Consider the following 15,872-nt stretch of genomic DNA (forward strand, 5'->3'; position numbering starts at 1 on the left):
AATGAATAAGTTTTTAGAAATACTAAAAGTATGTTTTACAGCTATCGGAGGATGGTTGGGATTTTATCTTGGAAGTGTAGATGCTTTTATTTACACACTGCTTGCTTTTGTTATTGCTGACTATCTAACAGGAGTTTTAAGAGCAGGGGTTGAAAGAAAGCTATCCTCATCCATAGGATTTAAAGGGATAGCTAAAAAGATTATGATTTTTATAGTTGTAGGTATCGCAAACCTATGTGATGTAAATTTAATTAAAGGTGATGGAACAATGATAAGAACAGCCATCATCTTTTTTTATATAGCAAATGAAGGGCTCTCTATTTTAGAAAACTCTGTAGCACTAGGCTTGCCAGTACCAGAAAAATTAAAAAGAGTATTAGAACAATTCAAGGAGGAAAAATAAATGAGTAATAGTGCATTAGTACAAGCAAGAATTCTCTCACCTAACCATAGCGGTAGAAGAAATCAAAGAATAACAAAAATTGCTATTCACCATGCAGCAGGAGTTATAAATGGTAGAAATCTTGCTGGGGTATTTGTGCCAAGGTCAAGACGAGCATCAGCTAACTATAACTTAGGATCCGATGGAGTCATTGTTTTAGGAGTTGATGAATCTAACAGAGCGTGGACAACCTCATCTTCCTGGTGTGACAATAGAGCGGTAACAATTGAGGTAGGAAACTCTACGAGAGGACCTCAATGGTTAGTTTCTGATTATGTTTTAAATAGACTAATTGATTTAGTGACAGACATCTGCAGAAGAAATGGAATCTATCCTTGCACCTACACTGGAGGTAAGGATGGTGTTCTTCAAAAACATGAGTGGTATAAAAACACTAACTGTCCAGGACCATATCTTGGCAGTAAGTTTCCATATATAGCAAATGAAGTAAATAAAAGACTAAGAGGCGATAAGACTGTTAGTAAACCAACAGGTGGGCTATATAGAGTTAGAAAATATTGGTCTGATATAAAAAGCCAGAAAGGTGCATTTAAGAATTTAGATAATGCCAAAAGATGTGCCGATAGATTCGGATTAAAAGTATTCGATGCTAATGGCAAGATAGTTTATCCAGTTGGAAAGACAATCGACCAATTAGCAAGAGAGGTCATTAGAGGAGACTGGGGAAATGGAGAGGAAAGAAAAAGGAAATTAACTAATGCTGGATATGATTATTATGCTGTTCAAAAAAGAGTGAACCAACTATTATAATATGTGAGTAAGAAGCCTGTGCCGATTTTGCTACAGGCTTTTTTCTATGTAACTTTTCAAAACTATAATTACGTTATTTATTATAAACTCTACTCAAAAACACTCTTTTTGTCCTAAGGAATATAGAGGAAAGAAAACTAAGGTTAAAAATAGACCTGATTTCTTTGCCTGTGACATAGGAGGTGGAGTATGAGAGTAGAAAAGTTGGAAGGCAGAAAAGAAATTTTAAAAACTGAATATACAGAGAGAGATTTAAAGGCAGAGCTTAACTTTTATCTATCGGATAAATTCATTCAAGATCTCTTTCTTTTAGATGAAATCAGTCTTGAAGAATATAGGAAAATTAGGAGAGAAAACATAAAAAAATTCAGACCTATTCTTTCAGAATTATTGCTATAAGACTTGATATATACTCATTTGTACGGGAATATAGCACTGAGAGAAAGAGAGCTGAGACGATGAAAAAGATAACAATAATAGAAGCGAATCAAAAAGAAGAATCTATATTAAGAGTTGCTGCCTATGCAAGAGTATCTACAGACGAGGAAGCTCAGCTTGTGAGTCTTAAAACGCAAAAGGCACACTACGAAAAGATAATATCTGAGAACGAATCATATACATTTGCAGGTCTATACTTTGATGAAGGCATCACTGGAACAAAGAAAGAATGCAGGGATGGACTTCTAAAAATGCTAAAAGATTGTGAGAATGGAAAGATAGATTTTATCCTAACCAAATCCATCTCAAGGCTTGCAAGAAACACAACAGATTGTTTGGAAATAGTAAGAAGACTCCTTGACTTAAACATTGGTATCTATTTTGAAAAAGAAAACATTGATACTAGGACAATGGAAAGTGAGTTGATGTTATCCATACTTTCATCACTGGCAGAAAGTGAGTCCAGGTCTATATCAGAAAATAACAAATGGTCCATAAAGAAAAGATTTCAAAATGGAACGTTTATTATATCTAGCCCACCCTATGGCTATGAGAATATTGACGGAAAGATGGAAGTGAATGAAGAAGAAGGAAAAATAATAAAAGAAATATTTGAACAGTATCTTTCAGGTAAGGGAACGCACAAAATAGCAGATAACCTAAATAAAAGAAAGATTAAAGGACAAAAAGGAGCAAGCTGGCATGGGTCAACTATAAACGGCATCTTAAAAAATGAAAAATACACAGGGGATGTTATCTACCAAAAAACTTATACAGATGAAAATTATAATAGACATAAAAATAAGGGAGAAGAAGACCAGTATAAGATAATAGACAACCATGAAGCCATAGTAAGTAGAGAGGACTTTCAGAAAGTTCAAGACCTAATAAAGATAATGGCTATAGCAAAAGGAAATGGAGAAGACACTAAAAGATATCAAAATAGATATAGCCTATCGGGGAAAATAAAGTGTGGCGAGTGTGGTTCAACCTTTAAAAGAAGGCATCACTATAATGGTAAAGAAAAATATATAGCCTGGACTTGCAGTGAACACCTTAAAGATATAAATAAGTGCTCCATGAAATTTATCAAAGATAAGGACATAAAACTAGCATTTGTGACTTTAGTAAACAAGCTAATTTTTGGAAAAGATAGTATCCTAATGCCACTCTTAGAATCATTAAAGAGAGTGGATAGTAAGGAAGAAGTAGAGAAGATAAATAAAATAGAAGAAAGCCTAGAAAATCTAAATGAAAGAAAAGAGGTTCTAAGCAAACTAATAACTTCGGGAGTTTTAGATGCAAGTATTTACGCAAAAGAAAGCAGCGAAATTTATAGTGAAGAAAGTTATCTACTCAGGGAAAAGGAAAGAATTAAAAAAGCCATCCTTGGAAATGATGAAGAAATAAGAGAGCTTGAAAAACTAATAGAAATCTTAGGAAAAAGTGAAATGATAGATCGCTATAAAGATGACTTGTTTGAAGGAATCATTGCCCACATACAGGTTGTCAATAGAGAGACTCTTGATTTTCATTTAAAGTGTGGACTTGTACTAAGAGAGGAAGTGAAAGAAGATGTCTAGACTATGTTATGGCTATACCATAAGAGAAGGAAGGTTAGAAATTCAAGAAAAAGAAGCGGAGAATATAAGAAAAATCTTTAAAAATTATCTTGCTGGCAATGCCCTTATAAAGTCGGCAGAACTTGCAGGCTTAAAGAAAAACAGCTCAAGTGTAAAAAGATTATTATCCAACAAAAAATATTTAGGAAATGAAATCTATCCCAAGATAATAGATAGAGAGAGTTTTGATAAGGCAGGACAAATGTTAAAAGAAAGGGCAGTGGCCATGGGACGAGTTTGGGAAAAGGGAGAAGAGATCAGTAAAGTTCCTTGTAAGTTTAGGTATAAAGAGGAAGGAGTTCTACCAATAGATCCTTTTGAGAGAGCAAGTTATAAGTATAGGTTAATCGAGGTGATAGATGATGAATAGCAAGGTCATAGTTATACCAGCGAAGAAGAAAAAAGGAAATTCCATCAAGGAATCAGAAAAGAAGAAACTAAGAGTCGCTGCCTATGCAAGGGTATCGACAGATAGCGATGAACAAGCAACTTCTTATGACACTCAAATAGACCATTACACAAATTATATAAAGAGAAATCCAGATTGGGAATTTGCGGGAGTTTTTTCTGATGAAGGAATCAGTGGAACTTACACCAAGAAAAGAGCTGGCTTTAATAAAATGATTGAAGAAGCCATGAAAGGAAATATCGACTATATAATCACAAAGTCCATATCTAGGTTTGCCAGAAATACCCTGGACTGCTTAAAGTACATTCGTAAGCTAAAAGAAAACAACATCCCAGTTTACTTTGAAAAAGAAAACATCAACACCATGGATGCCAAGGGAGAAGTCCTCCTTACCATTATGGCATCTCTTGCTCAACAGGAAAGTCAGTCCTTGTCACAAAATGTGAAGCTAGGCTTTCAATATAGATTTCAACAAGGGCAAGTCCAGGTTAACCATAATAGGTTTTTAGGCTACAGTAAAGATGAAGATGGAAAACTTGTCATCGTTCCTGAAGAAGCAAAAATTATAAAAAGGATCTACAGAGAATACTTGGAAGGAGCAAGCCTAAGAGATATAAAAGAAGGACTTGAAAAAGACAAGATAGTAAATGGAGCAGGAAATAAGAAGTGGCATGTATCAAACCTCAATCAAATATTAACCAATGAGAAATACATGGGGGATGCCCTCTTACAAAAGACTTATACTGTGGATTTTCTAAATAAGAAGAGAGTAAAGAATGATGGAATAGCACCTCAATATTATGTAGAAAATAGCCACGAAGCCATCATACCAAAAGAAATCTTCATGCGAGTTGGGGAAGAAATGTACAGACGAGCTAATATGGTGAGCGGCAAAGGGAAAAGAAGAATTTATTCCAGCAAATATGCCCTTTCAAGTATTGTCTACTGCCCTAAATGCGGGGATATTTACAGGAGAATAGCATGGAATAATAGAGGAAAGAAATATACTGTTTGGAGATGTTGTACAAGAGTAACCCATGGACCAGATGCCTGCTATGCAAGAACCATAAAAGAGACTGATCTACAAGAGGCAGTCGTAGAATCCATTAATCAGCTTATATCTGAAAGCAGTGAATTAAAAGAAATAATAAAAGAAAATATAGAAAAAGCCATCACAGGTGATGGAAGTAGCAGAATCAAAGAAATAGACAAAGAAATGTTGAAAGTGCAAGAAGAACTTTTAAAAGTAGCTAATGCCAAGAAAGATTATACTGAACTTGCAGACAGGGTGGAAGAATTAAGAAATGAAAAAGAAAAGATACTTCTAGATTTAGCGGAAGAGAAGAATGAACAAAGCAGACTAATAGAATTAGAAGAGTTTTTAGAAAATCAAGAAATAGAAGTAGACAGCTATGATGAAGATTTAGTAAGAAAACTTGTAGATAAGGTAGTTGTATATGATGAGGAACTAAAGATAGTGCTCAAGTCAGGAGTTGAAGTCAATGTATGTGTATAAATATCTTGACTTTCAAATATAACATGTGCTACAATATAACTAAGTTATATTTGAAGAAAGGAGGGCAAATCGTGGCAAACGGAGATTATGAAGTAACTCATAATAGGATTCTTAATAGCGGTAAGAAAATTTTCAAAGAACAAGGATTTGAAAAGGCAAATTTAAGAGCTATTTGCAAAGAAGCAGGTGTTACTACTGGGGCGTTTTATGGTCATTTTGAGGATAAGGAAGCACTTTTTTCTGAGTTAGTTGAGCCGATTGTAAGCCAAATACGAAAATACTATGCTATGTATGAGGATGAGAGTTTTGAGACATATAAAAAGGAAGTTCCACTTGGGAAAGAAACCATTTATAAAATTTTAGACTCTAAAGCACATGGTGCTGTTAAGATGGTCTTGTATTTTTTTGAAAATAAAGATGCATTTGAGTTATTAGTGTTTGGTTCTTATGGAACAAAATACAGTAATTTTTTAGATGAACTCGTGGAAATAGAAGATAAAAATCACATCAAAATATTAAGCATGATTTATGGTGAAGATGGTGTCGGTAGTGTAATAACCGATATGGGAATTCACTTAATTAACCATGCATATTATTATGCTTTATCTGAAGTTGCTGTTCATTCTAAAAGCAGAGAAGAAGTAGAATTAAATGCCAAACTAATTTCAAAATTCTTTAATGAAGGATGGGGCAAAATACGAGGTTTGTAAAATGGAAAAATTTTTGCATCAAATATAACTTAGTTATATTAAAGATTTAATTTTATATAAATTGGCAACATGCTGTTTTATAAGCAGATAAAAAATATTATATGTATTCAAGGAGGAGAAAAATGAATTTAAAAAGTATTGTAAAAATAGCAGTATTTTCTGTTATTGGTTTTGTATTAACAATGGGATTGGGACTTTTGACAGGATCGTTTGGAATGATTCCGAGTTTGTATTTATCATCGGCACTTCCAACAATAATTGCCGCGCCAGTTTTTGTAATAATGTGTAAACAAGTCGCACAAAGAGGAACAGCATTCTTATATTTCTTATTACTCGGCGTGTTCTATGCTCTTATGGGAATGTGGCCTGTAATAGTAGTTTGTGCAATTGCAGGAATATTAGCAGAGCTTGTGATTGGTAAAAAGGAAAATTACTCAGACAAAACTATGAAAGTAGGTCTTGGTTTTGGTGCTGGTATGTTTATATATTCGCTTCATGCGATGTATTTCACATTCGTATTTGGTGTAGAAGGTCTTACAAAACAATTCCCTAAGATGTTTACAACAGACTATGCAACATTTCTTTATAATTTTTACACCCCTAAAAACATTGCAATTTGCGTAGTGATCGCAATCGTTGCATCAATTATTGGTGCTAATTTTGGAACATATATTTACAACAAATTCTTTAGCAACAGGAAGAAAAAAAGTGTTTTGTAAAGGTGAAAAAAATAATATAAACGAATACCAACTATCAGATAAAATCAACCCGCTTACTATAGTTGGGTTGATTTTACTATTTTCAGTTATTCTAACTGTTGGAGAGCAATCACAATATTTATTTTCCCTTATTTTTGTCTTAGGACTATTATTCTTATTTTCTATAAGAAAGGCATTTAGAACGATATGTTCATTGCTTATAGTATGGGGGCTTATTTATTTGCTGAAACCACACTTAGGAAATGTTTTGGTTGGTTCTATATATACAATGCTACTTATAGTGTTGAAATTTGCTCCACTTTTCATTTTGGGAAAAGTTCTGTCCTCATATAGTTCTTCGCATCTAATGGCTGCATTTAGAAAAATTGGAATTGATGGTGGAATAGGGATAGGAATTACAGTATTCTTTCGTTTTATTCCGGAAATCTCTATTAGGATGAAGGAAATAAACAATGGCATGAAAATTAGAGGATTTAAAGCAAGTATTTTCAAACCAATTAAAACATTTGAATTATATTTTGTTCCTCTTATGTATAAGTGCATAGATATAAGCGATACCTTAACTTGTTCAATCATATCAAAAGGTATTGAATATGATGGACAAAAAACAAGTTTTCATGAGGTGAGATTTACATTTATTGATATAGCAATGATGATCGGAGGAATGATTTTGTTGGGGGCGAGTTTATGGAAAATATTTTAGAGGCAGAAATCAAATCCTTTCATTATGGAGAAGATTTGATTTTGAAAGATTTAAAAATGTCTGTAAAGAAAGGCGAAATTATAGTCTTAACAGGTCTTTCAGGATGCGGAAAAACGACACTTTTAAGACTACTAAACGGGCTTATTCCGTCATTTTATGACGGTGATTTGGACGGCGAAATTAAGATTTTAGGGAAGGATATAACTACTTATAAAAAGGGAGAGTTAGCTAAATATATTGGCAATGTATTTCAAAATCCTAAGGATCAATTTTTTTGTGATGTAGTTGAAGATGAAATTGCTTTAGTAGGTGAAAATTTGGGATTAGACAGGGACACCCTAAAAGAAAAAGTTGAAAAAGCAATGGACTTGTTAGGAATAAATCATATTAGCAAAAAATCCATTTTTGAATTATCAGGGGGAGAAAGGCAAAAGGTGGCGATAGCAGGAACACTTATTTATGATACAGACATTATCTTTTTCGATGAACCTTCAAGTAGCCTTGATTACGATAGTATAAAACATTTCAGTGAAATACTTATCAGATTGAAGACGATGGGAAAGACAATAATTATAGCGGAACATAGGCTCTATTATTTAAAAGAGATTTTTAGCAGATTGATTTATATAAAAGACGGTACAATATGTGATGTTTTTCCGAATGGTAGTCTTAGTAATGATAAATGTAAGGAACTTGAGTTAAGGACACTTAATGAAAGAGAATTGATATCAGAAAAAGAACCTATTGTGGCTAAAAGCTGTATCAAAGTAAATAAAGCCTGCATTCATCAAGGCAAAAGAACTTTGATAGAAGAATTAACTTTTGAGCTTGGAGAAAGCGAAATAATGGGAGTGATTGGTTCTAATGGTATTGGGAAAAGTACTTTGGCAAAAGCATTATGTGGTTTATCTGAAAAATATTTGGATGTCAGCTATGGACAGAAACAAAGAGAAAGACTTAGAAATTCATATTGCGTGTTACAAGATGTAGATGCTCAGATTTTTTTAGACACAGTAGAAAATGAGTTGATATTTTGTAAAGATAAAAACTCGGAAAATGATTTAGAAAAGATACGAGAATATCTGAAAGATACAAACCTGTGGCATAAAAAAACCAATCATCCGCAGAAACTATCCGGTGGACAAAAACAACGACTGGCAATTATTACTTCATTTTTATCCGGTCGTAAGCTGATAATTTTGGATGAACCAACATCGGGACTTGATTATAAAAGTATGAAAATTATGTCCGATTTAATTACAGAAAAAGCAAAGGAGATTCCAATTATAATAATTACTCATGATTTAGAACTGTTATTTAAAACCTGTCATTCCGTCTTAATGCTCGGTGATAATGGTTATAAAAAAATATCTGTAAAGGGAAATGAAGCGTTAATCATGGATTTTATGGATAAAAAAGGAAATTTATTGAAGGAGGAGAATGATGTTAAATAAGGTTTTTGAGTATGCTGGTTCGCATAAGAAAACAATACATTTAGCGAGTTTTATTATGCTATTAAGTGTCATTATGGGAGTTGTGCCATTTCTATTTGCTTATCAGATTATAAATCCCTTGATTTTAGGACAAAATTTGGAATTCACAAGGTTAGTTATTTTGCTTGCCGGTATTTTGATATGTTTGGTTTTGCAAGCATTATTAGGTGGTTTGGGTCTTAATATGTCCCATAAGGCAGCATATAACACATTATTTGGACTTAGAACATCTCTACAAAAAAAGATGGAGAATCTTCCCTTAGGAGCTATTGAAGAAAAGGGAACAGGTGCTATTAAAAAGATGTTTGTAGATGATATTGGTAGTTTGGAAGTTCTTTTGGCACACTCATTGCCTGAAGGAATTGCCAATTTAATTGTGCCTGTAATGGTATATATTGCAATGTTTTTCGTTGATTGGAGACTGGCACTTATGTCTTTGGCATCCATTCCACTAAGCATTGTCGCTATGATGATTATGTATTCCGCAGGAATGAAAAAAATGGGACCATATTATATGGCGAGTGGAAAAATGAATAATACCATTATTGAATATGTGAATGGTATGGAAGTAGTAAAAGTGTTTAACAAGCAAACGGAATCATATAAAAGATTTTCTAAAGATGTTGGAGATTATAGAGATTATGCACTCGCTTGGTATAAGACTGCATGGCCATGGATGGCATTATACAGTGCCTTACTTCCATGCACGATTATATTAACATTGCCGCTTGGAGCTTACTTTGCTTACATGGGCTATGTTAGTCTTTCTGATTTGATATTGGTATTATGCCTATCTTTGAGTATTGGCTTACCACTCTTAAAGGCTTTGGGATTTTTACCAACGATGCCACAGCTTAATTATAAAATATCTGCATTGGAAGATGCTTTAAATATAGAACCATTAAAACAAGGTGAAAACAAGTTTAAAGGTATAGATCATACTATTTCCTATGACAATGTTACATTTGGTTATCAACTAAGCAAGATGGGAGAGAATGGACAACCTGAAACATACATTAAAAATGTGATTCATAATGTGAGCTTTACAGCAAAAGTTGGAGAAAAGACAGCCATTGTTGGAGAATCAGGCTCAGGTAAAAGCACCTTAGCGAAACTCTTAATTCATTACTATGATGTTTTAGAGGGAAGTATTAGCATTGGAGGACAAAATTTACAGGATATGAGTCTTAAGGCACTGAATAAAGAGATTTCTTATGTGTCTCAAGACCAATATTTATTTAATACTTCACTCTTAGAAAATATTCGTATCGGAAATTTGTCAGCTACCGATGAAGAAGTGATAGAAGCTGCAAAGAAAGCTCAGTGTATGGAATTTTTAGATAAGCTCCCAAATGGTATTTACTCTTTGGCTGGCGAGGCAGGAAAGATGTTATCAGGTGGAGAAAGGCAAAGAATATCATTAGCGAGAGCTATTTTGAAAAATGCTCCGATTGTTGTACTTGATGAGGCAACAGCCTACGCAGATCCGGAAAATGAAGAAAAAATGGAAGCAGCTATTCGTGAACTTGTAAAAGGAAAAACATTGATTGTAATTGCTCATAAACTTCCGGCAATTGTAGATGCAGACCAAATATTGGTAATGAATCATGGTCGTTTAGTTGCAAATGGAAAACATAATGACTTGTTAGAATCATCAGCAGACTACCGTAAATTATGGGATGCGACACTATTTAGTAAAGATTGGAAAATCAGCAGAAAGGAAGGTGAAATGAATGTTTAAACTAATATCAAGAATTTTAAACTTGTCAGGAAAGTATAAAAATAGAATTAAAGGGGCATTTGTTTTTGCCTTTATTGAATCTGTTTTAAGTAAAATGCCTATTTTTATTGCATTTACTGTATTGATAGGATTTTATGAAAAGACAATATCACCGAAAACATTCTTGTATGTAGGAATAGGACTTGGTTTGGTAGTGTTGGTACAGGCATTGGTTCATTTTTTAAGCGATAAATTGCAAAGTGCTGCTGGCTTTCTGATTTTTGCAGATAAAAGGATGGAGCTTGGAAATCACCTTAGAAAACTTCCTATGGGATATTTCACATCAGGAAATTTAGGAAAAATCAATTCTGTTTTAAGTTCAGATATGTCATTCATTGAGGAAGTATCCATGAGTACCATAGCTAATATGATGAGTTATGTGCTTTCAACCGTTGTGCTTACTATATTCATGTTTGTTTTAGATTATAGAATAGGTCTTGTGTCTGTGTGTGTAACTCTAATAGCAACATTACTTGCAAGCAGAATGAATAAAATGTCTTTATCTGAAGCTGTTATCAGGCAAGAGCAAGGAGAGAAGCTAACAGATGCAGTTTTGTCATTTGCAGAAGGAATTAGTGTAATCAAAAGCTATAACCTTTTAGGAGACAATTCAAAGGCTCTTACAGATAGCTTTGCTTCATCAAGAGACACTTCTATAAAGTTTGAAAAGAAGATGACACCTTGGACAAGCGGATTGAACATTATTTATGGTATCGGAATTACTTTTATTTTGGCACTTGCTTTGTATCTTCATTTACAAGGAATGTTGAAACTTCCTTATGTGTTAGGACTGATACTATTTGTATTTGACTTATTCAGTCCATTAAAAACTCTTTATGGAGAAGCAAGCAGGCTAACAGTTATGAATGCTGCTTTAGATCGTATTGAAGAAGTATTAAATGAAACAGAACTACAGGATACAGGTAAAAAACATCTCTTAAAGGCTAAGTTTGGTGAGCCGGAAATTAGTTTTAATCATGTGAAATTTTCTTATGGAGAAAAAGAGGTTTTGCATGATATGAATTTTGAAATGAAAAAGAATACAATGACAGCTTTAGTTGGACAGTCCGGAGGAGGAAAATCTACAGTAGCAAATCTTTTGGCAAGATTTTGGGATGTAGACTCCGGTGAAATTTTGATTAGAGGGGTGAATATAAAGGATGTTTCGCTATCTGAATTGATGTCGGAAATTAGTATGGTTTTCCAGAGAGTGTATTTGTTTCAAGATACGATTTTTAACAATATTGCCATGGGGAAAGAAAATGCGACGAAAGAAGAAGTTATAGAAGCTGCAAAAAAAGCAAGATGCTATGATTTTATTATGGCACTTCCTGATGGATTTGACACAATGATTGGAGAAGGCGGAGCAACTCTATCCGGTGGTGAAAAACAAAGAATTTCTATTGCTCGCTGCATATTAAAAGATGCTCCTATTGTAATTCTTGACGAGGCAACAGCAAGTGTTGATGTGGACAATGAAAGCTATATACAGGAAGCAATCAGTGAATTGGTAAAGAATAAAACATTATTAGTTATCGCCCATAGATTAAATACTATTAGAGATGCCGATAGTATTATTGTAATCAAGGAAGGGAATATTGCAGAACAAGGAACCCATAATGAGCTAATTGCTTTAAATGGGATTTATAAAAATATGGTAGAGCTCCAAGAAAAAAATAAAGGACTAAAAATTATATAAAAATTGGTCTAAGAGAGGAGAAGGCAATGAAACAAGATATGAAAGAACAATTATTAACAAAAAGACCGATAGATTTACTCTTTCAGTTATCTATTCCGGCAGTTATCGGAATGATTGTTATCGGTCTGTATCCGTTAATGGACGGAATATTTGCAGGGAAAATTATAGGACAGACAGCAATGACTGCCTGTGGTGTCGCAATGCCACTTACCTTTTTCAACAGCGGTGTTTCAACTTTACTTGGTGTAGGTTCTGCATCTGTACTTTCAAGAGCAATCGGTAAAGGGGATCAAAAAACTGTAGATAAAATTATGGGTAACCTAATCTATTGGGTGATTTTCTTCTCTGTAATTATTACAGTTGGAGGAATACTTCTTGCTCCGCATTTTTTAGATATGGTCGGTGCAACGGGTGAAATCAAAGCCTATGGTATTAGATACCTTAGAGTAATTTTTATAGGTTCTCTATTTGTAAACTTCACACAGTCCGCAAACATGGTTATGCGTGGCGAAGGACTGATGAAAAAAGCTATGACGATTATGGGACTTGGAGCATTACTGAATATCATTCTTGATCCGATTTTAATGACAGTTATGGGTGAATATGCGATTGAAGGTGCTGCCCTTGCAACCATCACAGCACAATTTGTTCAGGCAGTGGCAACACTACATTATTTCTTGAAAAAGAGTAAAGTTGTTAAAATCCATAAGATAAAGTCTGATGCGGAAATTAAAAAAGAAATGTTTTCTGTCGGTTCATCCGCTATGATGATGCAGCTTTTGTTTATGATTCAACAGACTATGCTCTATAAAATGGCATTTAAGTATGGCGGAGATACCAATGGAATTTTGATGGCGGCATCACTTCGTGTATATGCCTTTTCATTTATTCCTCTTTGGGGAATGAGTCAAGGCTTACAACCTGTTGTTGGAACAAACTTTGGAGCAAAGCAGTATGACAGAGTAAGACAGGCTATGAAGGTCTTTTCTATTGGCGGTTTAGTTCTTGCAGCAATCTTTTGGATTCCGTCTTTATTGCTTTCAAGTCAAATACTATCTTTATTCGGTGTAGAAGCAAACATCATTGCACAGGGTGTTGGAAACTTTAGATTGTTCTATTCCGTATTTATTTTGTATGGAGTAATGGTTATGACTGTTACTTTCTTCCAATCAATCGGAAACGGAAAGAAAGCTGGGATAATCGTAATGCTTAGACAACTGTTTTTGTTTGTTCCTGCCATGATTTTATTGCCAATGATATTTGGAGTAAAAGCTGTTTGGTTTACACAGCCACTTGTTGATTTCATTATGATTGTTGTTGGCGTTTTCATGATGATTGGGGAACTGAATAAAATGGGGAAAGAAAAAGTTCAAGCGTAAAATTTCTTATTAGGTGTTTAGAATTTGAAACATTAGAAGGACTTAATTTATGGAAAATAGTTAGCTATAAAATGGAGGGATAGAAATGGAAAAGTCTATATATTTATTTGAAAGAATAAACCACAATAAAAATAGTCCTTTTTCCTATAAGCTTTATAGCTGTTTGTCTTTCCATATGCTCGTCTAAACAATTAAATATAATTAAAGGAAGAACAAGTTTCTTTCGTTTTAGAGGACTTCTTATGCCAAGGTGCAGGAGTCCTCCTTTTTTTGTTTTAAAACGCAGACAAAAAGAAATGGAGGAAGCATATATGCCAAAAAAATATTACCTTTATATCAACGGACAAAAGGTCAAAGTCAGTGAAGATATTTATAAAGTCTACTGGCGAGAAAGAGAACACGAAAAGTATTTGGAGCAGGTGGAAAGAAAAAACCACTTGCTCTTTTTTCATCATTGGATCATGACGGACATTTTGTAGATAATATTGTTGATGAAAGTGTTGATGTAGAAAAGATTGTTGAAACACAGATGATGATTGAAGCAGTCAGAAATACAATTTCAAGACTCAATGCAGAAGAAAGGGGCATCATTGAGCGTTTGTACTTTCAGGATGAAATTCTTTCGAGTATTACAAGAATAAAGAAAGTGAGTTATCAAGCTATACAATGGCGTAAGAATAATATATTGAAAAAACTGAAGTTGTTATTAGAAGATTTTTTAAGATAATCGACTTGTAGATAAGGGCAGATTTTCCATTATAAAGTAAAGGTGATATAGGGCTATTTTTCTTTGCTTATTAATAGTATATTATGTAATGAGAGAAGGAATTTATATCATAGATATATTCCCACATACGAGGCTTTTGAAAAATCTCAAATTTTATCCATACAGACCACTCAAGCCATGTGGAGACGGTAGCACTTTTGTCCAAACTTGATGTCGATAAGCATATAAATATTGAAATTGAGCTGGATGAGCTTGATTTGACAAGTGCTGAAAGTAAGGCAACATATGCTCAAATCAAAGAATATGTTTGGAATAAATTTGAATTAAAAGTTTCGACATTATATATTGCACAGATAAAAAAGAAATGTGGAATAGAATTACGAGAACATTACAACAAGTCTAAAAAGGAGAAACAAATTATTCCACAGTGTACACCTGAAAAAGAAGAAGCCATCATGGATGCTTTGAGACACTTCAAAATGATTTAATAGAAAAGAATGACAGCATATGACTTTCTGCATTTATTACATTCCTACTTGGTATAGTAACAGCTATTATTCCTTTCTTGCAAGGTATCAATTAGAAAATAGGCTCAATATAAAGATTGATAGGATCATTTTTATATTTAAAGGAGCGTTGAAATGATTGATAAAAGCAACAAAAAATTTTAGGATAAATTTGCTAAGTTGTATGCCCCTTTTATGAAAAAAGATAAAGAGGTTTATGATAAAGTTTGTGAATATCTTAGTCCTCATTTGAATAAAGATATGGAGGTGCTTGAACTTGCTTGTGGAGTAAGACCTTTTCTATCTGATAAGTTTGATATTACAAAGCATAAGAATTACAAGTTATTGGAAGATTATGATAAGAAAAACTTGTTTGATGTTGAAGAGTATCTAAAGCAAAAAGGGAGGGCGAAGTTGACACCAAATACAAGGATATTTAGGGTATTATATATATGATATAAATTAAGAAAGAGGAGGAAAAACATTGGTTGATTATTTATTCAATTCATCTGGAGAATGGATCTGTTTCAAAGTTAATAAATTTATTTGGGACAAAAATGGAAAATTGATAGGATGGCTTCCGTGGGGAGATAATGAAGTTGTTTCAATGAAAGGAGATTATTTAGGAACTATTGTAGATAGGGATAGAATTTATTATTTTACAAATCATCCTTATAGAGGCAATCCAGGCTATCCAGGTTATCCGGGTTATCCAGGCTATCCAGGTTATCCAGGATTTGCTGGATATAAGCCTTTACCATCGGGTGCAAAAGATATAGTTATAAAAAAATAAAAGGATTTGTTTATTTGAAATTGAGAAAGCAGTAAGTCTAATATGATTTACTGCTTTTTATATCCAACAATTTGAAGGAGGTAAAAATAGTAAGGATAAGAAGTCCTACTTAAAACAATTTAATGTATAAGATATTTAGCGATTGAAATATAAGTTCAGTCGCTT

Annotated in this window: 14 protein-coding genes and 4 pseudogenes; all 18 read left to right on the forward strand. The window is 33.5% G+C overall.

Annotated features, from left to right (window positions below):
- Nucleotide 1: 1 nt before the first annotated feature.
- The 18 genes and pseudogenes from HMPREF2782_RS06530 to HMPREF2782_RS06610 all read left to right on the forward strand — a co-directional run bounded on the left by HMPREF2782_RS06530 (nt 2) and on the right by HMPREF2782_RS06610 (nt 15,707).
- Nucleotides 2-403, forward strand: a complete 402-nt coding sequence (locus HMPREF2782_RS06530; protein WP_019125117.1) for a phage holin family protein — start codon at nt 2-4, stop codon at nt 401-403.
- The gene (locus HMPREF2782_RS06535) at nt 404-1,213 is read left to right on the forward strand and encodes an N-acetylmuramoyl-L-alanine amidase (RefSeq protein WP_070641721.1); all 810 of its coding nucleotides are present in this window, start codon (nt 404-406) and stop codon (nt 1,211-1,213) included.
- A 189-nt stretch (nt 1,214-1,402) separates the two neighbouring features.
- Nucleotides 1,403-1,612: an SHOCT domain-containing protein gene (locus HMPREF2782_RS06540; RefSeq protein ID WP_070641722.1), complete on the forward strand. Its 210-nt coding sequence runs from the start codon at nt 1,403-1,405 to the stop codon at nt 1,610-1,612.
- Between the two features lie 59 nt (nt 1,613-1,671).
- Nucleotides 1,672-3,234 (forward strand): recombinase family protein, encoded by a 1,563-nt coding sequence (locus HMPREF2782_RS06545; protein WP_070641723.1) that lies wholly within the window; start codon nt 1,672-1,674, stop codon nt 3,232-3,234.
- The gene (locus HMPREF2782_RS06550) at nt 3,227-3,643 is read left to right on the forward strand and encodes a serine integrase family protein (RefSeq protein WP_070641724.1); all 417 of its coding nucleotides are present in this window, start codon (nt 3,227-3,229) and stop codon (nt 3,641-3,643) included. The genes HMPREF2782_RS06545 and HMPREF2782_RS06550 overlap by 8 nt, the downstream gene beginning before the upstream one ends.
- On the forward strand, nt 3,636-5,198 hold the full coding sequence (locus HMPREF2782_RS06555) for a recombinase family protein (protein ID WP_070641725.1): 1,563 nt from the start codon (nt 3,636-3,638) through the stop codon (nt 5,196-5,198). The genes HMPREF2782_RS06550 and HMPREF2782_RS06555 overlap by 8 nt, the downstream gene beginning before the upstream one ends.
- 71 nt (nt 5,199-5,269) lie before the next feature.
- Nucleotides 5,270-5,908 carry a TetR/AcrR family transcriptional regulator gene (locus tag HMPREF2782_RS06560; protein WP_004835143.1) on the forward strand — a complete coding sequence of 213 codons (639 nt, stop codon included), beginning with the start codon at nt 5,270-5,272 and terminating at the stop codon, nt 5,906-5,908.
- A gap of 122 nt (nt 5,909-6,030) precedes the next feature.
- The gene (locus HMPREF2782_RS06565) at nt 6,031-6,627 is read left to right on the forward strand and encodes an MptD family putative ECF transporter S component (protein ID WP_019125108.1); all 597 of its coding nucleotides are present in this window, start codon (nt 6,031-6,033) and stop codon (nt 6,625-6,627) included.
- A complete protein-coding gene (locus HMPREF2782_RS06570; protein WP_034439161.1) occupies nt 6,617-7,330 on the forward strand; it encodes an energy-coupling factor transporter transmembrane component T family protein in 714 nt (237 codons plus the stop codon). Before HMPREF2782_RS06565 ends, HMPREF2782_RS06570 begins: the two co-directional genes overlap by 11 nt.
- Nucleotides 7,315-8,784: an ABC transporter ATP-binding protein gene (locus HMPREF2782_RS06575; RefSeq protein WP_044565602.1), complete on the forward strand. Its 1,470-nt coding sequence runs from the start codon at nt 7,315-7,317 to the stop codon at nt 8,782-8,784. Before HMPREF2782_RS06570 ends, HMPREF2782_RS06575 begins: the two co-directional genes overlap by 16 nt.
- Complete coding sequence (locus tag HMPREF2782_RS06580; RefSeq protein ID WP_070641726.1) at nt 8,774-10,564, forward strand: ABC transporter ATP-binding protein; 1,791 nt, start codon at nt 8,774-8,776, stop codon at nt 10,562-10,564. Before HMPREF2782_RS06575 ends, HMPREF2782_RS06580 begins: the two co-directional genes overlap by 11 nt.
- Nucleotides 10,557-12,302, forward strand: coding sequence for an ABC transporter ATP-binding protein (locus HMPREF2782_RS06585; protein WP_034439153.1), 1,746 nt, complete (start codon nt 10,557-10,559; stop codon nt 12,300-12,302). Before HMPREF2782_RS06580 ends, HMPREF2782_RS06585 begins: the two co-directional genes overlap by 8 nt.
- Nucleotides 12,303-12,328: 26 nt before the next feature.
- A complete protein-coding gene (locus HMPREF2782_RS06590) occupies nt 12,329-13,681 on the forward strand; it encodes an MATE family efflux transporter (protein ID WP_034439151.1) in 1,353 nt (450 codons plus the stop codon).
- A 311-nt stretch (nt 13,682-13,992) separates the two neighbouring features.
- Nucleotides 13,993-14,408, forward strand: a pseudogene (locus HMPREF2782_RS06595) (sigma-70 family RNA polymerase sigma factor).
- A gap of 173 nt (nt 14,409-14,581) precedes the next feature.
- Nucleotides 14,582-14,896 (forward strand): annotated as a pseudogene (locus HMPREF2782_RS06600) (23S rRNA (uracil(1939)-C(5))-methyltransferase RlmD); the annotation flags it as partial.
- Nucleotides 14,897-15,109: 213 nt separating this feature from the next.
- Nucleotides 15,110-15,206, forward strand: a pseudogene (locus HMPREF2782_RS09770) (class I SAM-dependent methyltransferase); the annotation flags it as partial.
- Nucleotides 15,200-15,370, forward strand: a pseudogene (locus tag HMPREF2782_RS06605) (conjugal transfer protein); the annotation flags it as partial. The pseudogenes HMPREF2782_RS09770 and HMPREF2782_RS06605, both read left to right, overlap by 7 nt.
- A 28-nt stretch (nt 15,371-15,398) precedes the next feature.
- The gene (locus tag HMPREF2782_RS06610; protein WP_070641727.1) at nt 15,399-15,707 is read left to right on the forward strand and encodes a hypothetical protein; all 309 of its coding nucleotides are present in this window, start codon (nt 15,399-15,401) and stop codon (nt 15,705-15,707) included.
- Nucleotides 15,708-15,872 lie beyond the last annotated feature (165 nt).

The sequence above is a fragment of the Anaerococcus sp. HMSC068A02 genome (genome assembly GCF_001811125.1).
Taxonomy (GTDB): Bacteria; Bacillota; Clostridia; order Tissierellales; family Peptoniphilaceae; genus Anaerococcus; species Anaerococcus vaginalis_C.